The organism is Comamonas aquatica NBRC 14918 (assembly GCF_000739875.1).
Lineage (GTDB): Bacteria > Pseudomonadota > Gammaproteobacteria > Burkholderiales > Burkholderiaceae_C > Comamonas > Comamonas aquatica.
The window spans coordinates 46,787-68,358 of sequence record NZ_BBJR01000048.1 but is presented as its reverse complement, the minus strand read 5'-3'; the positions used below and the strand labels follow the sequence as shown (position 1 = coordinate 68,358).

Here is a 21,572-nt window from a genome sequence, read left to right as displayed (position 1 = left end):
AAAGTCGCTGGCTGCCATCATAGCTGTAACCATGCGGAAATTGATAGCACTTCTTGACGTAATGCAGCTAAATCAAGGCCATCGTTGTAGATCACCCAGTCTGCTGCGGCCCGGCGCTGCGCACGCGTGGCCTGTGCCGCCATGATGCGTGCGATGGCGTCGGGGGCCAGCCCATTGCGTGCGCTGACGCGCTGCACCTGGGTGCTTTCCTCGCAGTCGACCACCAGCACAGCATCCAGCTGCGGGCGCCAGCGCCCGGATTCCACCAGCAGCGGAATGTCGAACACCAGCCACCGCGCGCCGCAGGCCTCGGCCTGCAGGGCTTGGCGCTCGGTCAGGCTGCCCACCAGTGGGTGGACGATAGCTTCCAGCCGCTGGCGTGCGCTGGGGTCTTCAAACACCAGTTGGCGCATGAAATCACGGTCCAGGGATCCTTGTGCATCGATCGCCGAGGCTCCGAATTCGACCTCGATCTGCGGCATGGCCAAGCCACCCGCCGCCGTCAGGCTGCGTGCAATCTGGTCGGCGTCGATGACTACGGCCCCTGCGGCGGCCAGCATCTGCGCCACCGTGCTTTTGCCGCTGCCAATCCCGCCGGTCAGGCCCCAGCGTTGTGCGCGCTGCGCGTTCACAGGCCCAACGCCGTCAGCACGGCGCGCAGCAGGCGCTCTGGGCCGAAGAACATCGCGGTAAAGCCCGCGCCCGCCAGAAAGGGGCCGAACGGGATGTAGCCACCCTCGCGCAGGCTGCTGCGCAGCTTCAGGGCGATGCCAATGACGGCGCCGATCACCGACGCCATCAAGATCATGGGCACCAGGGCTTGCCAGCCGAACCAGGCGCCCAGGGCGGCGAACAGCTTGAAGTCACCGTAGCCCATGCCTTCCTTGCCGGTGATCAGTTTGAAAACCCAGTAGATGGACCACAGCGACAGGTAGCCGATGGCGGCGCCCCAGACGGCGTCGCCCAGGGACACTGAGGTCCAGCCCAGTGCAGTGGCCAGCAGGCCGGCCCACAGCAGCGGCAGGGTCAGGTCATCGGGCAGGTAGGTGGTGTCCCAGTCGATCAGCGCCAGTGCCAGCAAAGTCGCGCTGAAGCCGCACCAGGCCCAGCCTGTCGGGGTGAATCCCCAGCGGGTGATGCACCAGGCAAACAGCCCGGCCGTCGCGACTTCCACCAGGGGGTAGCGGACGCCGATCGCTGCGTGGCAGTGTGCGCATTGGCCGCGCAGACACAGCCAGCTGATCACCGGGATGTTCTCCAGCCAGCCTACGGGGTGGGCGCAGTGGGGGCAGCGCGAGCGGGGCTTGGACAGTGTCAGTGCGGGCGGAGTGGGCGTGTAGGTTTGACCTGCCTGTGCTGCACGGTGCTGTGCGCATTCGGTATCCCATTGCTGCTCCATCATGCGAGGCAGGCGATGGATCACCACGTTCAAGAAGCTGCCGATCAGCAGCCCCAGCAATGCCGCCAGCGCGGCACCGCTCCATACAGAAAAGTCCATCAGACCACTTGTCCTAACTTGAAGATCGGCAGGTACATGGACACCACAATCCCGCCGATGATGCCACCCAGGATCACGATGATGATGGGCTCCATCAGGCTGGAAAGGCCTGCCACCATCTCGTCCACTTCCTGTTCGTAGAAGTCGGCCGCCTTGCCCAGCATGTGATCAATGGAGCCCGATTCCTCGCCGATGGCGCACATCTGCAGCACCATCGACGGGAAGACATCGGCACTCGTCATCGCATCGGTGAGATTGGTGCCGGTGGCAACCATCTGCTGGATCTTGTCGGTGGCTTCCCGGTAGACGCTGTTGCCCGAGGCCCCGCCGACGGAGTCCAGCGCTTCCACCAGGGGCACGCCGGCGGCGAACATGGTGGAGAGGGTGCGCGTCCAGCGTGCGACGCAGGATTTGTCGATCAGGATGCCAAAAATGGGCAGCTTCAGCAGCAGACGGTCCATCACGCGCTGCATCTTGGGACTGCGCCGCCAAGCCTGCATGAAGAAATACAGGCCTCCACCGATCACGCCAAAGATCAACCACCAATACGCGACAAAGAACTCACTGATGGCCATGACCAGCAGCGTCGGGGCCGGCAGGTCAGCCCCGAAGGAGGTGAAGACTTCCTTGAACGCCGGGATCACAAAGATCATGATCACCGTCACCACCACGAACGCCACCACGATCACCGCAATCGGGTACATCAGTGCGGACTTGATCTTGCCCTTGATAGCCTCGGTCTTTTCCATGTATGTGGCCAGGCGGTCCATCAAGGTGTCCAGGATGCCCGCGGCTTCCCCGGCCTCGATCAGGTTGCAGTACAAGGCGTTGAAGTGCATGGGGTGCTTGCGGAACGCCATGCTCAGCGAGGTGCCGGTCTCCACATCCTGGCGGATGTCGTTGAGCAGCTTGGTCACGCTGGGATTGGGATTGCCGCGACCGACGATGTCGAACGACTGCAGCAACGGGACCCCGGCCTTCATCATGGTGGCCATCTGGCGGGTGAACAGTGCAATGTCCTTGGGCTTGATCTTCTTGCCGGCGCGCATGCTGCGCTTCTTCAGCTTGGTGATGAAGATGCCCTGGCGGCGCAAGGAGGCCTGGACCTGGGCCTCTCCCGTGGCCCGCATTTCTCCGTGCAACGCCTTGCCCTGGCGGTCTTTGCCGGCCCATTCGTAAATGAACTCCTTTGCGTTGCTCCTGCCAGGTGCTGCGGTTGCCATAGCGCTGTTCCCTCTGATCTTGATGTTGTGTGGTGGTCCTGCCGGGGGTCAGGCGCGCAGCGCCTACAAATTGGTGACGGCCAACACTTCTTCCAACGACGTAATGCCTTGCCGGACCTTGTCCAGGCCGGATTCGCGCAAAGACTTCACCCCCTCGCTCTTGGCTTGGGCCGCGATCTCCAGGGAGCTGCCATCGCGCAGGATGATTTGTTGGATTTCCTCCGTGATTGGCATCACCTGGTAGATGCCGACGCGGCCCTTGTACCCATTGTTGCAGGCACTGCAGCCGACCGCCTTGTACGGCACCCAGGAACCATTCAGCTGGTGTTCCTCGTAGCCGGCTTCAATCAGGGTTTCGTGCGGCACATCGTGCGGCTGCTTGCACTGGGGGCACAGGCGGCGTGCCAAACGCTGGGCTGTGATCAGGATCACGCTGGAGGCGATGTTGAACGGCGCAATCCCCATGTTGCGCATGCGCGTCAACGTTGTGGGCGCATCGTTGGTGTGCAGGGTGGACAGCACCAGGTGCCCCGTCTGCGCGGCCTTGATGGCGATGTCGGCCGTTTCTAAATCGCGGATTTCACCGACCATGATGACGTCTGGGTCCTGGCGCAAAAAGGAGCGCAGGGCGGTGGCGAACGTCAGCCCGGCCTTTTCATTCACATTGACCTGGTTGACGCCTGGCATGTTGATTTCCGAGGGGTCTTCGGCCGTGGAGATGTTGACCCCTGGCTTGTTCAGCAGGTTCAGGCAGCTGTACAGCGACACGGTCTTGCCCGAACCGGTGGGGCCGGTGACCAAGATCATGCCGTAGGGCCGCTGGATGGCGTCCAGCAATCGGCCCTTTTCCTCGGGCTCATAGCCCAGGGCATCAATGCCCATTTTTGCGCTGCTCGGATCCAGGATACGGATCACGATCTTCTCGCCAAACAAGGTAGGCAAGGTGGAAACGCGGAAGTCGATGACGCGGTCAGCACCGACCTTGAGCTTCATGCGCCCATCCTGGGGGACGCGTTTTTCGGAGATGTCCAGGCGCGAGATGACCTTGATGCGCGAGGCCAGTTTTTCCTTGATGGCGATGGGCGGGCTTGCGATTTCCCGCAGTTCGCCATCGATCCGGAAACGCACGCGGTAGCTGTGTTCGTAAGGCTCGAAGTGCAGGTCCGAGGCACGCATGTTGAAGGCGTCAATCAGCATCTTGTGCAGGAACTTGACGACCGGCGCATCCTCGACCTCGGACGCATTGTTGTCCTTGTCATCGGGTGCGGGCGTATCCACCACTTCGTCGAACTGGAAGTCGGCATCGGAGTTGAACGCGTCCAGTGTTTCTGAGGCGCTCTTGGTGGTGGTCTCGACCAGGCGCTGCAATTTGTCGAATTCGACGATGACCCAGTCCACCCCCATCTGGGCGGTGAATTTGATTTTGTCGGCAGCGTCTTTGTCAGTGGGGTCTGCCGTGGCTACCACCAGGCGGTTGCCGCGCTTGAGCAGGGGCAGCACCTTGTGCATGCTGCACAACTTGGCATCCAGCAGATCCCGGGGTAGGCGCTGGGGATCGATGGTGTCCAGGTCCAGCAGGGGGGTGCGAAAAATCTGGGCGATCTGGAAGGCCAATTCCGCCGCAGACATGTGCCCGGATGCCACCAGCTGTGCCACCACGCTGTTTTTGCTGGTGTGGGCTTTGCGGACCGTTTCGATGGCGACCGATTCAGTGATTTGGCCTGCGCTGACCAGCGCCCGTGCCAGCCCCGCCAGGGCCGTGTTGGAAGAGGACTGAGCGGTCAAGGAAGCGGTGGATGCGGCGTTCATGGGCCGTGTGTGGAATAGGTTTTATTCGGGAGTGGAAGGACGCGCCTATCATCCCTGATCAAAACAGGACTGTACAGACGCAAAAAGCCTGCAGGGGCAGGCTTTTTGCAAAAGATTGACGTGGTGCACGGTCTGCCGTGCGTTCCCGGTCAGGTGCGGCGCAGCAGCAGTTGTGCTGCCAGTTGCTCCATGGCCTGTGTGTACGCGTTGGTCGGCAGGGCCTGCAAGGCCGCGATCGCGCGCATGGCCTCGTTGTGGGCGGCTTCGCGGGTGGCATCCAAAGCACCGGTGCGCTTGACGATGGACAAAATGCTGGGCAACTGTTCCGCAGAGCCTTGCTCGATGGCCTGGCGCACCACCTGGGCATCTTCAGGCGTCGCCCTTTGCATGGCGATGATCAGGGGTAGCGTGCATTTGCCCTCGCGCAAATCGTCGCCCAGGTTCTTACCCATTTCGGCGGCATCCCCGTCGTAATCCAGCACATCGTCGATGATTTGGAAGGCCGTGCCCAGTGCCTGGCCATAGGTCGCACAGGCGGTCTCTACCGCAGGGCTGGCCTCCGCCAGAATCGCGGCGATCTGGGTGCTGGCTTCAAACAGTTTGGCGGTCTTGGAGCGGATGACGTGGAGGTAACCTGCTTCGTCTAGCGAGGCGTCGTGGGTGTTGATCAGCTGCTGCACCTCGCCTTCGGCGATCACATTGGTGGCATCCGACAAGACTTGCAGGATGCGCATATTGCCTGCCTCGACCATCATCTGGAACGAGCGCGTGTGCAGGAAGTCCCCCACCAGCACGCTGGCCGGGTTGCCAAAAGACTCGTTGGCCGTGGGGCGGCCGCGGCGCAGGGTCGATTCGTCGACCACATCGTCATGCAACAGGGTGGCTGTGTGGATGAGCTCCACCACGGCGGCCAGCGTGTGCTTGGTCGGGCGCTGCTCGCCCAGGGCATTGCTCACCATCAGCAGCAGGGCGGGACGCAGGCGCTTGCCGCCAGCTGCAATGATGTACTGGGAAATCTGACCGATCAACAGGACGCTGGTGGTCAAACGCTGTGCGATGACGCGGTCCACTGCCTGCATATCGTCGGCAATCAGGGCAAGCGGGTTGGGGATGGGGTTTGCTGTAGTCAAGGTAATCGCCACCAGAAGAGGCGCTGATTATAGGAAGACAACGGACAAGCCCTATGGGCGTGCATGGTTGTGTGTGGACGCTCATTGGCGTTTACGCGTACAATCTTGGGCTTCCGTGGAAATTCGTCTGCGGAGACTCAAGAATCGAAAGAGGTTTACATGTACGCGGTCATAAAAACCGGTGGCAAACAGTATCGTGTTGCTGCTGGCGAAAAAATCAAGGTAGAACAGATTGCTGCGGACGTAGGCCAGGAAATCGTGATCGACCAAGTTTTGGCAGTCGGCAACGGCGCAGAACTGAAGGTTGGCACTCCCCTGGTGTCCGGCGCAACTGTGAAGGCAACGGTGGTTGCTCACGGCAAGCACGACAAGGTGCGCATCTTCAAGCTGCGTCGTCGTAAGCACTACGCCAAGTCTCAAGGCCATCGCCAGCAGTTCACCGAACTGCAAATCGTGGCGATTGCCGCTTAATTCCCAAGGAGCTAAGTCATGGCACAGAAAAAAGGCGGCGGCTCTACGCGCAACGGACGTGATTCCAAGCCCAAAATGCTGGGTGTGAAGGCCTTCGGTGGCGAGTTGATCAGCGCAGGCTCGATCATCGTGCGCCAGCGTGGCACCAAGTTCCACCCCGGTACCAACGTGGGCATCGGCAAGGATCACACTTTGTTCGCTCTGGTGGACGGCCACGTGTCTTTTGACACCAAGGGCGCTCTGTCCAAGCACACCGTCAGCATCACGCCTGCTGCTTAAAGCAACACGCGTCATCTGACATCACAAAGCCCCGATGCGTCGGGGCTTTGTTGTTTTCACAAGGGCGCCAAAGCCCTTGCACAGCAAGCCAGGAAGGTCCTGGCTTATGCTTTTGGGCCGGCACCACGGGTGCCTGTCTCTCCAATGATCACGGGAAAGCCTCATGAAGTTCGTCGATGAAGCCTATATTGAAATTGCCGCGGGCGATGGCGGTAATGGCGCAGCCACGTTCCGGCACGAAAAATACAAGGAATTCGGCGGACCCGACGGTGGTGACGGTGGCCGTGGCGGCCACGTCTATGCCGTGGCCGATGTGAATCTGAACACCCTCATCGACTACCGTTACTCGCGCCGCCATGAGGCGCAGCGCGGCGAGAACGGCATGGGCAACGACATGTTCGGCGCGGCCGGCAAGGACATCACCTTGCGCCTGCCCGTGGGCACCATCATCACCGATGAAGCCACGGGCGAAGTGCTGCACGAGTTGCTGGTCCCTGGTGAAAAGATCGTGCTGGCGCGGGGCGGCGACGGCGGCTTTGGCAACCTGCGTTTCAAGAGTGCGGTCAACCGTGCTCCGCGCCAGAAGACGCCCGGGCGTCCCGGCGAGCGTTTCAGCCTGAAGCTGGAGTTGAAGGTGCTGGCCGATGTGGGCCTGCTGGGCATGCCCAACGCCGGCAAGTCGACCTTCATTTCCTCGGTCTCCAATGCCCGCCCCAAGATTGCCGACTACCCCTTCACCACGTTGCATCCCAACCTGGGCGTGGTGCGGGTTGGCCCTGAGCAGAGCTTTGTGATCGCCGACATTCCTGGCCTGATCGAGGGTGCCTCCGACGGCGCCGGTCTGGGGCACCAGTTCCTGCGCCACCTGCAGCGCACCCGCCTGCTGCTGCACATCGTCGATCTGGCGCCGTTTGACGAGGCTGTGGATCCGGTCGAGCAGGCCAAGGCCATCGTCCAGGAACTCAAGAAGTACGACGAAGCGCTGTACAACAAGCCGCGCTGGCTGGTGCTCAACAAGCTGGACATGGTGCCCGCCGAGGAGCGTGCCGCCAAGGTCAAGGACTTTGTGAAGCGCTACAAGTGGAAGGGGCCGGTCTACGAAATCTCGGCCCTGGCGCGCGAAGGCACAGACCGCCTGGTGCAGGACATCTTCAAGCACGTGCAAGTCCAGCAAAAGGCCGAGCAACCCCAGGAAGCGGAGTACGATCCCCGCTTCGCGGGCGACATGCCCGTGTGAGGTTGCACCGCCGGTGCTCTTGGATCAATAGCTGCTAGCGCTTGCTGGACAAGCGTTAGAGCCTTAAAACGCTCATAACAATGTCATCCCGTGTTCTGCAAGATGCGCGTCGCATCGTGGTCAAGGTCGGCTCCAGTCTGGTCACCAACGAAGGCCGTGGCCTCGACGAGGCAGCGATTGAGGAATGGTCGCGCCAGCTGGCGGCCCTGGTGCACGGCGATGACGGTGTGCGCCGCGAGGTGATCATGGTGTCCAGCGGTGCGGTGGCCGAGGGCATGAAGCGCCTGGGCTGGGCCACGCGGCCCAAGGAAATCCACGAGCTGCAGGCCGCTGCGGCAGTGGGCCAGATGGGCCTGGTGCAGATGTACGAAACCAAGCTGCGCAACCACCATGTGGGCAGTGCCCAGGTGCTGCTGACCCACGCCGACCTGGCTGACCGCGAGCGCTATCTGAATGCGCGCTCCACCCTGCTGACCCTGCTCAAGCTGGGTGTGGTGCCGGTGATCAACGAGAACGACACGGTGGTCAACGACGAAATCAAGTTCGGCGACAACGACACCCTGGGGGCGCTGGTGGCCAATCTGGTGGATGCCGACGCCTATGTCATCCTGACCGATCAGAAGGGCTTGTACACCGCCGACCCGCGCCGCAACCCCGAGGCCCGGTTCGTGCACGAAGCACAGGCCGGCAACCCCGATCTGGAGGCCATGGCCGGCGGCGCCGGCTCCAGCATCGGCAAGGGTGGCATGCTGACCAAGATCCTGGCGGCCAAGCGCGCGGCAGGCTCGGGCACCTCCACCGTGATCGCCTGGGGACGCGAGCAGGATGTGCTGCTGCGCCTGACCCGTGGGGAGGCGATTGGCACCTTGCTGGTGGCGCCCACCCACAAGAACCAGGCCCGCAAGCAATGGATGATGGACCACCTGCAGCTGCATGGCTCGGTCACCATCGACGACGGTGCAGTGCGCAAGCTGCAGGGCGAGGGCAAGAGCCTGCTGCCCGTGGGCATGGTGGCGGTGGAAGGCGATTTCTCGCGCGGCGACGTGATCGCCGTGTGCGATGCGGGTGGCAAGGAAATCGCCCGCGGTCTGGCCAACTACTCCAGCGCCGAGGCACGCCTGCTGTGCAAGCACGCCTCGTCCGAGGTCGAGCAACTGCTGGGCTACCGGGCCGAGCCCGAGATGGTGCACCGCGACAACATGGTCGTGCTGTCCTGAGCACCGGGCCGCGGCCGCACGGCCACAAAAAAATCCCGCGGCACGGTGAGGTGCAGCGGGATCGGGGATCTCAGCGCGGGTTCTGGTCGTTCTGCGGATCCGGGTCAAAGCTGGCGCCGGGCGGCAACTCCAGACCGGGATTGCCCATCACGCCATGGTGGCGCAGCACGGGCGCCGGGCGTGGCGGGGCGGTCGGGGGCTCACTCTCGCGCGGACGCATGCCGCTGCGCAGATACCGGTTGCGCTGCTGTTCGCTGCGTGGCACGTAGCGGGCCAGTTCGGTCAGCGCCATTTCATAGACGCCGCGCTTGAACTCCACCACCACATCCAGCGGCACCCAGTAATCGTTCCAGCGCCAGGCGTCGAACTCCGGGTGGTCGGTGGCACGCAGGTTCAGGTCCCAATCGTGACCCAGCAACTGCAGCAGGAACCAGATCTGCTTCTGGCCCTTGTAATGACCTCGCGCATCGCGGCGTATGTAACGATCCGGCACCTCGTAGCGCAACCAGTCCCTGGTCCGGGCCACCACGCGCACGTGGTCGGGCTTCAAACCCACCTCCTCATGCAGCTCCCGGAACATGGCCTGCTCGGGACTTTCGCCCCGGTCAATGCCTCCCTGCGGAAACTGCCAGCTGTGGGTGCGAATGCGTTTGCCCCAGAACACCTGGTTTTTCTGGTTGAGCAGGATGATGCCGACGTTCGGGCGAAATCCGTCCCGGTCAAGCATAATCGAACCCCAATTTTCTATATTGCGTTCATTATGCACGGCAGTCTGTGCCTATCAAGATTGCTGCTGCGATATCCCGCTGAATCCCCCTCATGAAAGCCTCCCAATTCTTCATCTCCACCCTCAAGGAAGCTCCGGCCGATGCCGAAGTGGTCAGCCACAAGCTCATGATGCGTGCGGGCCTGATCAAAAAGCTGGGTGCTGGCATCTACAACTACATGCCCATGGGCCTGCGCGTGATCCGCAAGGTCGAGGCCATCGTGCGCGAGGAAATGAACCGCGCCGGCGCCATGGAGGTGACCATGCCCGTGGTGCAGCCTGCCGAGCTGTGGGAGGAAACGGGCCGCTTCGAGAAGATGGGCCCCGAGTTGCTGCGCATCCAGGATCGCCACGGCCGTGACTTCGTGATCCAGCCCACCAGCGAAGAGGTGGTGACGGACATCGCCCGCCAGGAGTTCAAGAGCTACAAGCAGCTGCCCAAGAACCTCTACCAGATCCAGACCAAGTTCCGCGACGAACGCCGTCCGCGCTTCGGCCTGATGCGTGGCCGCGAGTTCACGATGAAGGACGCCTACTCCTTCGACAAGGACCGCGACAGCGCCCAGATCAGCTACCAGACCATGCGCGCGGCCTACCAGCGCATCTTTGACCGCTTCGGCCTGCAATACCGTGCCGTGCGCGCCGACAGCGGTGCCATCGGTGGCGACCTGAGCGAAGAGTTCCAGGTGATCGCCTCCACCGGCGAAGACGCCATCGTCTACTGCCCCCAGAGCGACTACGCGGCCAACATCGAGAAGGCCGAGTGCCTGGCACCTGCGGGTCCCCGCCCTGCGGCGTCACAGCCGCTGCAGAAGGTGGCCACGCCGGGCAACAGCACCTGCGAAGCCGTGGCGGCGCAACTGGGCCTGCCCCTGAGCCAGACCGTCAAGTCCCTGGTGCTGGCCACCGACACCAGCAACGAGGCCGGTGAGATCGTCCAGACCCAGGTCTGGCTGCTGCTGCTGCGCGGCGACCACGAGATGAACGAGATCAAGGTCGGCAAGGTGGAGGGCCTGGCCAATTTCCGTTTTGCCACCGTGGGCGAGATCGAAGCCCATTTCGGCTGCAAGCCCGGCTACCTGGGCCCCATCGGCCTGAAGCAGCCAGTGAACCTGGTGGTGGACCGCGAAGTGGCTGTGATGGCCGACTGGGTCTGCGGTGCCAACGAGGAAGATTTCCACATCACCGGCGTCAACTTTGGCCGTGACCTGCCCGAGCCTGCCGTGGTGGCCGACCTGCGCAACGTGGTGGCGGGCGACAAGTCGCCCGACGGCGCGGGTGAGTTGGCCATCGAGCGCGGCATCGAAATCGGCCACGTGTTCTACCTGGGCACCAAGTACTCCCAGGCCATGAACGCCACCTTCCTGGGCGACAACGGCAAGCCCCAGCACTTCGAGATGGGCTGCTACGGCATCGGCATCACCCGCCTGCCAGCGGCGGCCATCGAGCAGAACCACGACGAGCGCGGCATCATCTGGCCCGACGCGATTGCGCCATTCACCGTGGTGATCTGCCCCATCGGCATGGGCCGCAGCGAGGCCGTCAAGGCCGAAGCGGAGAAGCTTTATGCCGAATTGCTGGCCCTGGGTGTGGACGTGATCCTGGACGACCGCGACGAGCGCCCCGGCGCCATGCTGGCCGACTGGGAGCTGATTGGCGTGCCGCACCGCGTGGTGCTGGGCGATCGTGGCCTCAAGGATGGCGTGGTCGAGTACCAGCACCGCCGTGCTGCCGAGGCGACGAAGCTGCCCACGGCCGACGCGCTGGCGCACCTCAAGGCCCAGCTGGGCTTGCACTGAGCCGCGAGCACCGATAAAAAAGCAGCTGCGGCTGCTTTTTTTTACGCCCTGTGCGGCACCGGTTGCGGTGCACACTGGCGGCTGTGCCAGCCAGGCGCTATCTCACCACCCTGACGGAATTCGATCCCTGCATGCCCCGGTCCTCGTTCTTGCCCCCACCCCACCAACCGGCCCGGCGTGCCTGCCTGGGCCTGGCAGCGGCCTGGGCGCTGGGGCAGGCGGGGTGGGCGCAGGCCGGTGCGCAGTTGGAAGAGCCGCTGGCCGATGCCGTGCGCAGTGCCTTGAGCGCCGCCGTCAGCGACCTGGCGCCGCCGGAGCCCGTGTTCGCCTCCACCGACGCACGCATCGCCTACCTGCGCTGGCTGACCACCATGAGCGACCGCCTGCAGCGCCGTAAGCCGGACTGGGAGGTGCGGCGCGACTTTCTGCAGACCGTGTGGTACGAGGCCAAGCGCGCAGGGCTGGAGGTGTCGCTGGTGCTGGGCCTGATCCAGGTGGAAAGCGGCTTTCGCAAGTTCGCGGTCTCGGTGGCCGGGGCGCGCGGCTACATGCAGATCATGCCGTTCTGGACGCGCGTGATTGGCGACGGCGATGCCGGCAAGCTGTTCCATATGCAGACCAACCTGCGCTTTGGCTGCGTGATTCTGCGTCACTACCTGGAGCGCGAACGCGGCGACCTGTTCATGGCCCTGGGGCGCTACAACGGCAGCCGCGGCAAGGACAAATACCCCAGCCTGGTGCTGGGGGCGCAGAAGCAGTGGCAGTTCGATCCGCAGGCGCTGCGCCAGGCATGAAATAAGCAGAGCAGTTGACGCAGCGCAAACAAGGGTTTCATGGCCTTAGGGCTTTGAAACCCTTTTTTCGTCTGCGCTAGCAGCTATGTATTTGTGTGAATCTGGCAAGGCGCGCAGCGCGACCACGTGCCTGTTGCAGTGTGGATGCCGCCGTTGTTGGGGGAGCGTGGCGCGGCAGATGAGGCATGCCCAGCACTGCTGCCTGTGGGCAGGTCCTCCGGCGTGTGCTGCTGCGGGGAGGTGGTCGTCGCGCCTGCGGCTACAGCGTCAGGCCACGGGCGCGCTGGGCCTGGTGCTGCCCCGTCACTTCTCCAGTTATGCCAGGGTTCCGCCGTGCCGACGGCGATCACGGATGACCGCTGTCGGTAAGCGGGCGCGTCCAACGGACACTCAAGGCACGCTGGGGGTCTCGCGCTGGGGCTTGGGGTGCTGGGCCTCGGGTTTGGAGGCGGCGCCGGGCAGGGTGCTCATGGCTGGGCCGGATGCCGCCACGGCGGCCACGGCCGACAGGGTGGAGGTCGGCGCGTCTGGCACCGGCATCACGCTGCCATCCGCATGCAGGCGCGAGACCAGCACCTGGTCGATGCGATAGCTGTCCACGTCCATCACCTCGAAGCGGTAGCCACCCCAGTTCACCGCATCGGTGCGGCGTGGTACGCGGCGCAGCATGACCATCAAGAAGCCGGCCAGGGTTTCGTACTCGTCCTCATTCGGCAAGGCTTCCAGGTCCAGGGCGCGCAGCACATCGTCGATGGGGGTGATGCCGTCGATCAGCCAGGAGTTCTCGTCACGGCGGATGATCTGCTCTTCATCGTCGGGCGAGACCAGGTCGCCCATGACCGTGCTCATCACATCGTTCAGCGTGACCACGCCGACAACCAGGCTGTACTCGTTGAGGATCACGGCAAAGTCTTCATGCACCTGCTGGAACTGGTCCAGCACCTCGGCCAGGGTCAGCTTGTCGGGCACCAGCAGCACGCGGCGGATCAGGCTGTCGTCCTTGAGCGAAATGGGCAGGTTGTTCAGCACGCGCTGGAACAGGTCCTTGGCGTCCACGTAGCCGACGATGTGGTCGATGTCGCCATCGCACACCGGGTAGGTCGAGAAGGGCTCCTCGGCGATGCGTGCGCGGATCACGTGGTCCGGGTCATCGCGCAGGAAGTAGGCGATGCGGTCGCGCTGCGTCATGGCCGAGGCCACGGTGCGCGAATCCAGCTCGAAGATGTTGGCAATCGCCTGTTGCTCGCGCACCGCCAGCACGCCGGCACGCGCGCCGGCCTCGGTCATGGCCAGGATGTCGTCCGAGGTGATGCGCTCGTCGCGCTGGTCGGGCAGGCCCAGCACGCGGATCAGCGCATCGGTGATGCGGGCGTAGATCCAGACGATGGGCTTGAACACCGTCATGCACAGCTGCATGGGACCCAGCACGCGCAGCAGCAGGTGCTCGGGCTCGACCATGCTCAGGCGGCGCGGCACCAGGTCGGCAAACAGGATGAACAGGGAGGTGATCACCAGGAAGGACAGCACGAAGCCCAGGCTGCTGGCGGTGCTCTCGGGCAGCCACAGTGTCAACAGGCTGCCCAGTGTGCCGCTGAGGGCCCCTTCGCCGACGATACCGCCCAGTATGGCAATGCCGTTCTGGCCCACCTGTACCACGGTGAAATAGTCGCCGGGCTGCTCCTGCATCCTCAGCGCCTTGTCTGCGCGGGGGTCGTCTTCGTCGGCCATCTGGCGCAGGCGCAGACGGCGGGAGGCAGCGAGGGAAATCTCGGCCACGGCGAAGAAGGCACTGGCGGCAATCAACAGCGCGATGATGAACAGGCTTTGCGTCAACGTCATAAGTCAGTGGGGTGGCAGGTGACGGCCGAGTGTCACCATTGTGCATGCCTCCTTCGCATGCCGGCATACCGATCACTCTGTGCCGCTGCCCTGCGGCCGAGAACGAAAAAACCGCCCACAGGGGCGGTTTTGGATAAAGCAGGGGCCATGCCAGCCGTACTGGTCATTGGGATTGGCATCGGTCCCAGCAGCTGCATGCGATCAGGCTTCGCCGTTGATCACTTGCTGCAACTCGCCGGACTCGTACATCTCCATCATGATGTCCGAGCCGCCGATGAATTCGCCGCGGATGTACAGCTGGGGGATGGTGGGCCAGTTGCTGTAGTCCTTGATGCCCTGGCGGATTTCCTGGTCTTCCAGCACGTTCACGGTGGCGATCGCCTTGGGCTCCACGCCGCAGGCCTTCAGGATCTGGATGGCGCGGCCCGAGAAACCGCACATGGGGAAGCTGGCGCTGCCCTTCATGAACAGCAGGATGTCGTTGTTCTTGACCAGTTGGTCGATGCGTTGTTGTACGTCGCTCATGGGTTCTCCTTGCAGGGGAGCCTGGGCATGGTCCGCCCGGCAATGCTTGTGATTATTTCACTGTCTCGCCAACGTTGGCGCCGTCCGGGATTTGCCCGCCTGTGCAGCGGTCCACGCCGGCCAGGTCCTGGCGGCTGTGCACCTGCACAAAACCGGCGCTGCGCAGCAGGGCCTGCACGTCGCCGGCCTGGTCCCAACCGTGCTCCAGCAGCAGCCAGCCGCCGGGCGGCAGGTGCGCGGGGGCCTGGGCGACGATGGCGCGCAGGTCCTGCAGGCCGTCGGCGCCGCTGGTTAGGGCGTGGCGGGGCTCGTGGCGCAGCGCGGGCATGTGGGGATCGTCCTCGCGGATGTAGGGCGGGTTGCTGGCGATGACGTCAAACACCCCCTCCACCTGCTCCAGCCACGACGAGGCCACGAACTGCACCGGCAGCTGCAAGCGCTGTGCGTTGGCGCGCGCCACGTCCAGCGCCTGCGGGCTCAAGTCGACGGCGGTCACGGCGGCGTCCGGGCGCTGGCTTTGCACGGCCAGGGCGATGGCACCGCTGCCGGTGCCCAGGTCCACCACGCGGGGTGAAACGATTTTTTCCACCACGTCCAGTACCCACTCCACCAAGGTCTCCGTGTCGGGGCGCGGGTCCAGCACGCGGGCATCCACCTGCAGCGGCAGGCCGAAAAATTCTTTGCAGCCCGTCAGATAGGCCACGGGCACGCCATCCAGGCGCTGGGCGCACAGCTGCGCAAACTGCGCCTGCTGGTCGTGGCTCAGCGGGTCCTGGTCGTGCGTCAGCAGCCAGGCGCGGCTGGCACCGGGCTGGCCCAGCACGTGCAGCAGCAGCATTTGCGCGTCAATGCGCGCCAGGCCCTGCTGGTGGGCCTGGCGCAGGGCGTGCTGCAAAGTCAAAGGTGAGTTCACTTTGTATAGCTGCTGGAGCAGACGGTATGAGCGTTAGAGGTTAATTGGGCTTGAAAAGATTGAAAGACTCGCTCACACCACGCTGGATACGTTGTTGTGCCTTGTCGCACGCCAGTACGGCACGCAGTTTCACGCTTTGCCATCGTCCATCTTCGGTGTGCGGGATGGTGTTTACCGATCTCCCTAAGTATTCACTTCCAGCTCGGCCAGCAGTTCGGCCTCGCGGGCCTGCTGCAGCGCCTGGATCACATCGCCCAGGTCCCCTTCCATGATGTTCAGCAGCTTGTACAGCGTCAGGTTGATGCGGTGGTCCGTCAGGCGCCCTTGCGGGAAGTTGTAGGTGCGAATGCGGTCGCTGCGGTCGCCCGAGCCAATCAGGCCCTTGCGCAGCGCAGCTTCCTTGGCTTCGCGCTCCTTGCGTTCTTTTTCCTGGATACGTGCCTGCAGCACCTGCAGGGCCTTGGCCTTGTTGCTGTGCTGGCTGCGGCCATCCTGGCACTCGGCCACGATGCCGGTGGGAATGTGCACCACGCGCACGGCCGAGTCGGTCTTGTTGATGTGCTGGCCGCCGGCGCCGCTGGCGCGGAAGGTGTCAATGCGCAGATCGGCCGGGTTCAGGGTGATGGCCTGCTGCTCGTCGGGCTCAGGCATCACGGCCACGGTGCAGGCGCTGGTATGAATGCGGCCCTGCGTCTCGGTGGCAGGCACGCGCTGCACGCGGTGGCCGCCCGATTCAAACTTCAGCGCGCCGTACACGTTCTCGCCCTCAATGCGCAGCACGATTTCCTTGTAGCCGCCAATTTCGCTTTCGCTGGCACTCATCACCTCCACCTTCCAGCCCACGTTGGCGGCGTAGCGGGTGTACATGCGCGCCAGGTCACCGGCAAACAGGGCCGACTCGTCACCGCCCGTGCCGGCGCGGATTTCCACATACGCCGGGCGCTCGTCGTCCGGGTCCTTGGGCAGCAGCAGGCGCTGCAGCTCGTCTTCCAGCCGCAGCAGCGCCGCCTCACCCTCGGTGATTTCTTCCTGCGCCATGTCGGCCATGTCCGGGTCGTCCAGCATCTCGCGCGCGGCGGCGATGTCGGCCTCGGTCTGCAGATAGCGCTGGTAGCGCCCCGCCACGGCCGTGACATCGGCATGCTCGCGCGAGATGCGGCGGTACTGCTGCATGTCGCCCATGATGTCTTCGCGCGAGAGCAGGAAATCCAGTTCTTCAAGGCGCTGGGCATAGCGCTCCAGCTGGGTGCGCAGGAATGGTTGCATGGTCGATTTGGGGAAATGGGGTGCTACGCGAAACGTAGCGGCAAGCGCTGGTCAGATCAGCGCTGGAGGGTGTTTGGGCTCAGAAACCGCAGCGCGCAGCGGCGCTAACGCTGGCCGGGCTTGCCGGGGCGCAGGAACAGCCGGGAGACGGTGTCCACCGTCTGGGCGCGCTCTTCGGCGCTGCCCTTGTGCAGGGCCGCCAGGGTGCCGTGCATCATCTTTTGGGTCAGGCCGCGCGACAGGGCGTCGAGCACGGCATCCACATCCTCGCCCTTGGCCAGCAGTTTCTTGGCGCGGGCGATTTCTGCGGCGCGCCAGGCATCGGTCTGGGCGTTGAGCTGCTGGATCAGCGGCACCACGCCGCCCTGGGCGCGCTGGTGCATCCACTGCATGAAGTTCAGCACACCTGCGTCGATGATGACCTCGGCCTCGGCCACCGTGGCCTGGCGCTGGGCCTGGGCGGTGCGCACCACGCTGGCCAGGTCGTCCACGGTGTACAGGTAGACGTCGCGCAGGTCCTTGACCTCGGGCTCGATGTCGCGGGGCACGGCCAGGTCGACCATGAACATGGGGCGGTGCTTGCGTTTTTTGAGCGCGCGCTCGATCGCTCCCAGTCCGATGATGGGCAGGGTCGAGGCCGTGCAGCTGATGATGGCGTCGTACTCGTGCAGGTGCTCGGGAATCTCGGCCAGCGGCATCACCTCGGCGTCAAAGCGGCTGGCCAGCTTTTCCCCGCGCTCCATGGTGCGGTTGGCGATGGTGATGTGGGCCGGGTTCTTGGCGGCAAAGTGGGTGGTGGCCAGCTCGATCATCTCGCCGGCGCCCACGAACAGGATGCGGATCTTGGTGAGGTCTTCGAACAGCTGGCCGGCCAGGCGCACGGCGGCGGCGGCCATGGAAATCGAGTGCTCGCCGATCTCGGTGGAGCTGCGCACTTCCTTGGCCACGGCAAAGCTGCGCTGGAACAGCTGGTTCAGCGTGCTGCCCAGGGCGCCGGCTTCCTCGGCGGCGCGCACGGCGTTCTTCATCTGGCCCAGGATCTGGGTTTCGCCCAGCACCATGGAGTCCAGGCCGGAGGCCACGCGGAAGGCGTGGCGCGCGGCGGAGCCGTCTTCCAGCAGGTAGGAGTGCGAGCGCAGCATGTCCGCACTCACGCCGCCGGCATGGGCCAGCCAGCCCAGGGTGTGGTCCAGGGCGGGGGCGTCGGCGGCGCAGTAAATCTCGGTGCGGTTGCAGGTCGAGAGAATGGCGGTTTCCACCTCGGGGTGCCGCGTGGCGCTGGTCAGCGCCTGGCGCAATCCGTGCAGGGTGGGGGCGATCTGGTCGATGGCGAACGCAAAACGGCCCCGTAAATCCAACGGTGCCGTGTTGTGGTTGATGCCGAGTGCCCAGACTGCCATAAGCCGAGATTATAAAATTTGCTGCCGCTTTGCGCTGTCCTACAGTCCAAAGTCTTGATCTGTGTCATTTCTATGCCCGTCCTGGACTTCCTCAACCACCTGCTCAACTTCGTGGCACCGGCTGTTTTTCTGTCCCTGGTGCTGGCGCTGGGCGCGTGCGTGCTGTGGCGCAAACGGGCGCACCTGCTGCCCTGGTACCTGATGGTCGCCGTCAACCTGCTGCTGGGCGTGCTGGTGCTGGCCCTGGGCGTGGTGCTGACCGGCCACGACGGCCGCATGGGTACTTATGCCGTCCTGGTGCTGGCCATGGGCAGCTGCCAGTGGCTGATGTCCCAGGGCTGGCGCGGCTGAGCCGAAGGACGCCGGCGCCGCTCCGGACCGGTCTGCGGCAGCGGAAGTGGCGCGGCGTTGGCACCTAGGCCTGCGCGTACTGGGCCTGGTCGGCCCGGGCCTGCGCCAGCACCCAGTCACGGAAATCCTGCAACGCATGCGAGGCCGGGCGCGAGGCGGGCTGGCACAGGAAATAGCCGCGCTCGATCTGGAAGGGGCGGTGCACGGGGATGGCTACGCGCCCGGCGGCCAGATCGTCCTCAATCAGGCAGCGCTGTACCACGGCCACGCCCATGCCGGCGACCACGGCCTGTACCAGCATGCCCACCAGTTCGAAGTCGGCTGCCGGTGCCGGGTAGGGGCCGTCGCAGCCCATTTTCTCGAACCAGCGCGCCCAGTTGTCCGGGTAGTTGGTGTGCGCCAGCAGCGGGCGGCGCAGCAGATCCTGCGGGCGGCAGATGCTCAGCGCATCCTGGGGCCGGCAGATGGGCACCAGATCGCGGCCCACCAGGTAGTCGGCCTGCACGGTCTCGGGAAACGGCATGCTGCCGATGCGGACCCAGGCATCGATGTCGGGCGAGGTGATGGGATCGTCGCGCCGATACGGGGCAAACGACAGCACGGTCCCCGGGTGGCGGGCGCTGAAATCCGGCAGGCGCGGAATCAGCCAGTGGCTGAACAGCGTGGGCGGCATGGACAGGCGTACGTGCCGGCCTTCGCGCTTGCGGCGCATGGCCTGGGTGGCCGATTCGATGGTAAAGATGGCCGGACCCACGGCGTCCAGGTACTGGCGCCCGGCCGTGGTCAGCACGCTGCGCCGGCCCTGGCGCTCGAAGACGGCAAAGCCCAGGTGCTCTTCCAGGCGGGCAATCGCGCGGCTGATGGCACCTTGGGTGACCTGAAGGGCATCGGCCGCTTGGGTGTAGCTGCCCAGCCGCGCGGCCTGGGCAAAGGCATGGAGCTCCGAAATGGACGGGGACTGAAGGCGCATGGTTGAATTATGACTTTTGGTAATGCTTGCTTGCTTTTTTGTCCCTTTTTTCCTGCGCCCCAGTGGCCAAGAATCTGTGCGTACTTCTCATAAATCATCCGAACCCTGGAGAAAACCCCATGATGTTGCGCCGCACCCTGTTGTCTTCCGTCGCCGCTGCTGCGGCCCTGACCGCCCTGGCCCCCGCCGCCCTGGCCGCAGACAACTACCCCAGCCGCCCGATCAAGCTGGTGGTGCCGTTTGGCGCCGGGGGGTCGACCGACATCGTCGCGCGCTTGCTGGCCGACAAGATGGGCCCCATTCTGGGCCAGCCCATCGTGATCGAGAACAAGGGTGGCGCCGGTGGGTCGATCGGTGCGGCCGAAATTGCCAAGGCCGCCCCCGATGGCTACACCATCGGCATGGCTACCGTGTCCACGCACGGCGCCAACCCCGCGATCATGGCCAAGCTGCCCTATGACGCCAAGAAGGACTTCGCCCCCATCACCAACGTGATGGCCGTGCCCAGCGTGTTTGTGGTGCACCCCAGCGTGCCTGCCAAGACGATGAAGGAGTTCATCGCTCTGGCCAAGAAGGAACCCGGCAAGTACAGCTTCGCCTCGCCCGGCACCGGCTCGCTGGGCCATGCCAACATCGAAAATTTCATGAACCTGGCGGGCATCGACCTGCTGCACATCCCCTACAAGGGCGCGGGCCAGGCGCTGAATGACGCGCTGGGGGGCCAGGTGCACGCAATGACGGACAACCTGTCCTCGTCGCTGACCAACATCAAGGCCGGCAAGCTACGTCCGCTGGCGGTGCTGGCGCTCAAGCGCACCGAGGTGCTGCCGGACGTGCCCACCTATGCCGAGCTGGGCTACCCCCAGATGGGTGATGGCGGCTGGTTCGGCCTGGTGGCCCCCGCCGGCACGCCCAAGGCCATCATCGACCAGCTGAACGCGGCCGCCCACAAGGCCATGCAGGACCCCAGCTACCTGGCCAAGCAAAAGGACATCGCCGGTGAAGGCATGGCCAACACGCCCGAGCAGTTTGCCAAGCAGATCGATGCCGCCATCGCCCGCTACACCGCCGTGGCCCAGCGCGCCAACATCAAGATCAACTGATGCCCGGTTTGCCTGATTTTCTGCAGCCCCGCCCGGAGGCCCCGGTGCGGGTGCATCCGCCGCAGGCCGAGGTCTTGCCACTGGTGTGCGACTCCCCGCACAGCGGCACGGCCTATCCGGCGGATTTCGGGTTCGCGCTGCCCCTGGCGCAGCTGCGCCGCGGCGAGGACTCGCTGGTGGACCGCCTGTGGCAGGCCTGGCCCGAGCATGGTGCGACCCTGGTCGAGGCCACGTTTCCGCGCACCTACATCGATCCCAACCGCGAGGAAGACGACATCAACCCCGCGATGCTGGACGGCCCCTGGCCCACGCCGCTGCACCCCAGCCCCAAGACCCTGCAGGGCTTGGGGCTGGTGTGGGAGAAGCTCAGCCAGGCCGGCCGTTCCACCCCGGTGTACGACCGCGCACTCAGCGTGGCCGAGGTGCAGCAGCGCATCGAGCGCTACTGGCGCCCCTACCACGCTGCGCTGTCGCAGGCCATCCGCTGGTGTGTGGGGCGTTTCGGCGGGGTCTGGCACATCAACCTGCACTCCATGCCCAGCGATGTCTACCAGCGCCTGGGCACGCCCGAGAAGACCCTGGCCGACTTTGTCCTGGGCGACCGGGATGGCACGACCTGCGATCCGGACTTCATCCGCCTGATTGGCGAGACCTTGCAGGCCCAGGGCTACAGCGTGGCCTACAACGAGCCGTACAAGGGCGTGGCCCTGATCGGCCGCATCGGCCAGCCGCATCTGCACCGCCACAGCCTGCAGATCGAGATCAACCGCCGCATCTACCTGGACGAGGACACGCGCCTACCCAGCGCCGGCTTTGCCCAGGTGCAGCAGCACCTGCAGCAGTTGATGCCGGTGGTGGCCGAGCACGTGCGCCAGCGCATGCGCCAGCTGTCGCGCGCCTGAGCCTGCGGGCTGGGCGGGGGCGATACCGCAGCCCGGAATGTCTGCCGTTCCGGCCTGCGGGTGAGGCGGTCGAACGCCCC

21 protein-coding genes are annotated in these 21,572 nt (G+C 64.5%); 9 read left to right on the top strand and 12 right to left on the bottom strand.

The features are described 5' to 3' along the window. Window positions 1-17 precede the first annotated feature (17 nt). The 5 genes from coaE to CA2_RS11430 form a co-directional block, all read right to left on the bottom strand. Entirely contained in the window at window positions 18-632 is a 615-nt protein-coding gene (gene coaE, locus CA2_RS11450) for a dephospho-CoA kinase (RefSeq protein WP_042417013.1), read from the bottom strand. Then, a complete protein-coding gene (locus tag CA2_RS11445) occupies window positions 629-1,498 on the bottom strand; it encodes a prepilin peptidase (RefSeq protein WP_042417010.1) in 870 nt (289 codons plus the stop codon). Before CA2_RS11445 ends, coaE begins: the two co-directional genes overlap by 4 nt. Beyond that, window positions 1,498-2,721 (bottom strand): type II secretion system F family protein, encoded by a 1,224-nt coding sequence (locus tag CA2_RS11440; protein WP_042417007.1) that lies wholly within the window; start codon window positions 2,719-2,721, stop codon window positions 1,498-1,500. The genes CA2_RS11445 and CA2_RS11440 overlap by 1 nt, the downstream gene beginning before the upstream one ends. A 63-nt stretch (window positions 2,722-2,784) precedes the next feature. Then, window positions 2,785-4,530: a type IV-A pilus assembly ATPase PilB gene (gene pilB, locus CA2_RS11435; RefSeq protein ID WP_042417004.1), complete on the bottom strand. Its 1,746-nt coding sequence runs from the start codon at window positions 4,528-4,530 to the stop codon at window positions 2,785-2,787. Window positions 4,531-4,679: 149 nt separating this feature from the next. Then, entirely contained in the window at window positions 4,680-5,609 is a 930-nt protein-coding gene (locus CA2_RS11430) for a polyprenyl synthetase family protein (RefSeq protein WP_042417002.1), read from the bottom strand. Window positions 5,610-5,819: 210 nt separating this feature from the next. On the opposite strand from CA2_RS11430, the gene rplU reads away from it, so the two are divergent. The 4 genes from rplU to proB all read left to right on the top strand — a co-directional run bounded on the left by rplU (window position 5,820) and on the right by proB (window position 8,864). Continuing rightward, window positions 5,820-6,131: a 50S ribosomal protein L21 gene (rplU, locus tag CA2_RS11425; RefSeq protein ID WP_042417032.1), complete on the top strand. Its 312-nt coding sequence runs from the start codon at window positions 5,820-5,822 to the stop codon at window positions 6,129-6,131. An 18-nt stretch (window positions 6,132-6,149) separates the two neighbouring features. Continuing rightward, the gene (gene rpmA / locus CA2_RS11420; RefSeq protein ID WP_042416998.1) at window positions 6,150-6,410 is read left to right on the top strand and encodes a 50S ribosomal protein L27; all 261 of its coding nucleotides are present in this window, start codon (window positions 6,150-6,152) and stop codon (window positions 6,408-6,410) included. 163 nt (window positions 6,411-6,573) lie between these two features. Continuing rightward, complete coding sequence (gene cgtA / locus CA2_RS11415; RefSeq protein ID WP_042416995.1) at window positions 6,574-7,647, top strand: Obg family GTPase CgtA; 1,074 nt, start codon at window positions 6,574-6,576, stop codon at window positions 7,645-7,647. 80 nt (window positions 7,648-7,727) lie between these two features. Beyond that, window positions 7,728-8,864: a glutamate 5-kinase gene (proB, locus tag CA2_RS11410; RefSeq protein ID WP_042416992.1), complete on the top strand. Its 1,137-nt coding sequence runs from the start codon at window positions 7,728-7,730 to the stop codon at window positions 8,862-8,864. A gap of 70 nt (window positions 8,865-8,934) precedes the next feature. Here the strand turns inward: proB and CA2_RS11405 are convergent, their stop codons facing one another. Next, on the bottom strand, window positions 8,935-9,591 hold the full coding sequence (locus CA2_RS11405) for an RNA pyrophosphohydrolase (protein ID WP_042416989.1): 657 nt from the start codon (window positions 9,589-9,591) through the stop codon (window positions 8,935-8,937). Between the two features lie 92 nt (window positions 9,592-9,683). Between CA2_RS11405 and CA2_RS11400 the strand changes: the two genes are divergently transcribed. Beyond that, window positions 9,684-11,429 (top strand): proline--tRNA ligase, encoded by a 1,746-nt coding sequence (locus CA2_RS11400; RefSeq protein ID WP_042416986.1) that lies wholly within the window; start codon window positions 9,684-9,686, stop codon window positions 11,427-11,429. Window positions 11,430-11,560: 131 nt separating this feature from the next. Beyond that, window positions 11,561-12,223 (top strand): lytic transglycosylase domain-containing protein, encoded by a 663-nt coding sequence (locus CA2_RS11395; RefSeq protein WP_042417028.1) that lies wholly within the window; start codon window positions 11,561-11,563, stop codon window positions 12,221-12,223. 390 nt (window positions 12,224-12,613) lie between these two features. Here the strand turns inward: CA2_RS11395 and paeA are convergent, their stop codons facing one another. From paeA to hemA, 5 genes are all read right to left on the bottom strand, one after another. Then, window positions 12,614-14,062: a polyamine export protein PaeA gene (paeA, locus tag CA2_RS11390; protein WP_081888972.1), complete on the bottom strand. Its 1,449-nt coding sequence runs from the start codon at window positions 14,060-14,062 to the stop codon at window positions 12,614-12,616. Window positions 14,063-14,263: 201 nt separating this feature from the next. Further along, window positions 14,264-14,587 (bottom strand): Grx4 family monothiol glutaredoxin, encoded by a 324-nt coding sequence (gene grxD, locus CA2_RS11385; protein WP_042416983.1) that lies wholly within the window; start codon window positions 14,585-14,587, stop codon window positions 14,264-14,266. A 52-nt stretch (window positions 14,588-14,639) separates the two neighbouring features. Beyond that, window positions 14,640-15,488: a peptide chain release factor N(5)-glutamine methyltransferase gene (prmC, locus tag CA2_RS11380; protein WP_245620944.1), complete on the bottom strand. Its 849-nt coding sequence runs from the start codon at window positions 15,486-15,488 to the stop codon at window positions 14,640-14,642. 195 nt (window positions 15,489-15,683) lie between these two features. Next, window positions 15,684-16,766, bottom strand: coding sequence for a peptide chain release factor 1 (prfA, locus tag CA2_RS11375; RefSeq protein ID WP_042416979.1), 1,083 nt, complete (start codon window positions 16,764-16,766; stop codon window positions 15,684-15,686). A gap of 104 nt (window positions 16,767-16,870) precedes the next feature. Continuing rightward, window positions 16,871-18,166: a glutamyl-tRNA reductase gene (hemA, locus tag CA2_RS11370; RefSeq protein WP_042416976.1), complete on the bottom strand. Its 1,296-nt coding sequence runs from the start codon at window positions 18,164-18,166 to the stop codon at window positions 16,871-16,873. Window positions 18,167-18,238: 72 nt separating this feature from the next. On the opposite strand from hemA, the gene CA2_RS11365 reads away from it, so the two are divergent. Beyond that, window positions 18,239-18,517 (top strand): hypothetical protein, encoded by a 279-nt coding sequence (locus CA2_RS11365; protein WP_042416974.1) that lies wholly within the window; start codon window positions 18,239-18,241, stop codon window positions 18,515-18,517. A 64-nt stretch (window positions 18,518-18,581) separates the two neighbouring features. On the opposite strand, the gene CA2_RS11360 is transcribed toward CA2_RS11365, so the two are convergent. Continuing rightward, a complete protein-coding gene (locus tag CA2_RS11360; protein WP_042416972.1) occupies window positions 18,582-19,487 on the bottom strand; it encodes a LysR substrate-binding domain-containing protein in 906 nt (301 codons plus the stop codon). Between the two features lie 119 nt (window positions 19,488-19,606). On the opposite strand from CA2_RS11360, the gene CA2_RS11355 reads away from it, so the two are divergent. Then, complete coding sequence (locus CA2_RS11355) at window positions 19,607-20,590, top strand: tripartite tricarboxylate transporter substrate binding protein BugE (RefSeq protein ID WP_042416970.1); 984 nt, start codon at window positions 19,607-19,609, stop codon at window positions 20,588-20,590. Next, on the top strand, window positions 20,590-21,492 hold the full coding sequence (locus tag CA2_RS11350; protein WP_081888971.1) for an N-formylglutamate amidohydrolase: 903 nt from the start codon (window positions 20,590-20,592) through the stop codon (window positions 21,490-21,492). The genes CA2_RS11355 and CA2_RS11350 overlap by 1 nt, the downstream gene beginning before the upstream one ends. The last annotated feature ends 80 nt before the right edge of the window (window positions 21,493-21,572 follow it).

Coding starts and splice junctions, on each gene's coding strand:
- CA2_RS11445 (WP_042417010.1), bottom strand. CDS start 1,498: ATGGACTTTTCTGTATGGAGCGGTGCCGCGCTGGCGGCATTGCTGGGG.
- CA2_RS11440 (WP_042417007.1), bottom strand. CDS start 2,721: ATGGCAACCGCAGCACCTGGCAGGAGCAACGCAAAGGAGTTCATTTAC.
- pilB (WP_042417004.1), bottom strand. CDS start 4,530: ATGAACGCCGCATCCACCGCTTCCTTGACCGCTCAGTCCTCTTCCAAC.
- CA2_RS11430 (WP_042417002.1), bottom strand. CDS start 5,609: ATGCAGGCAGTGGACCGCGTCATCGCACAGCGTTTGACCACCAGCGTC.
- rplU (WP_042417032.1), top strand. CDS start 5,820: ATGTACGCGGTCATAAAAACCGGTGGCAAACAGTATCGTGTTGCTGCT.
- rpmA (WP_042416998.1), top strand. CDS start 6,150: ATGGCACAGAAAAAAGGCGGCGGCTCTACGCGCAACGGACGTGATTCC.
- cgtA (WP_042416995.1), top strand. CDS start 6,574: ATGAAGTTCGTCGATGAAGCCTATATTGAAATTGCCGCGGGCGATGGC.
- proB (WP_042416992.1), top strand. CDS start 7,728: ATGTCATCCCGTGTTCTGCAAGATGCGCGTCGCATCGTGGTCAAGGTC.
- CA2_RS11405 (WP_042416989.1), bottom strand. CDS start 9,591: ATGCTTGACCGGGACGGATTTCGCCCGAACGTCGGCATCATCCTGCTC.
- CA2_RS11400 (WP_042416986.1), top strand. CDS start 9,684: ATGAAAGCCTCCCAATTCTTCATCTCCACCCTCAAGGAAGCTCCGGCC.
- CA2_RS11395 (WP_042417028.1), top strand. CDS start 11,561: ATGCCCCGGTCCTCGTTCTTGCCCCCACCCCACCAACCGGCCCGGCGT.
- paeA (WP_081888972.1), bottom strand. CDS start 14,062: ATGACGTTGACGCAAAGCCTGTTCATCATCGCGCTGTTGATTGCCGCC.
- grxD (WP_042416983.1), bottom strand. CDS start 14,587: ATGAGCGACGTACAACAACGCATCGACCAACTGGTCAAGAACAACGAC.
- prfA (WP_042416979.1), bottom strand. CDS start 16,766: ATGCAACCATTCCTGCGCACCCAGCTGGAGCGCTATGCCCAGCGCCTT.
- hemA (WP_042416976.1), bottom strand. CDS start 18,166: ATGGCAGTCTGGGCACTCGGCATCAACCACAACACGGCACCGTTGGAT.
- CA2_RS11365 (WP_042416974.1), top strand. CDS start 18,239: ATGCCCGTCCTGGACTTCCTCAACCACCTGCTCAACTTCGTGGCACCG.
- CA2_RS11360 (WP_042416972.1), bottom strand. CDS start 19,487: ATGCGCCTTCAGTCCCCGTCCATTTCGGAGCTCCATGCCTTTGCCCAG.
- CA2_RS11355 (WP_042416970.1), top strand. CDS start 19,607: ATGATGTTGCGCCGCACCCTGTTGTCTTCCGTCGCCGCTGCTGCGGCC.
- CA2_RS11350 (WP_081888971.1), top strand. CDS start 20,590: ATGCCCGGTTTGCCTGATTTTCTGCAGCCCCGCCCGGAGGCCCCGGTG.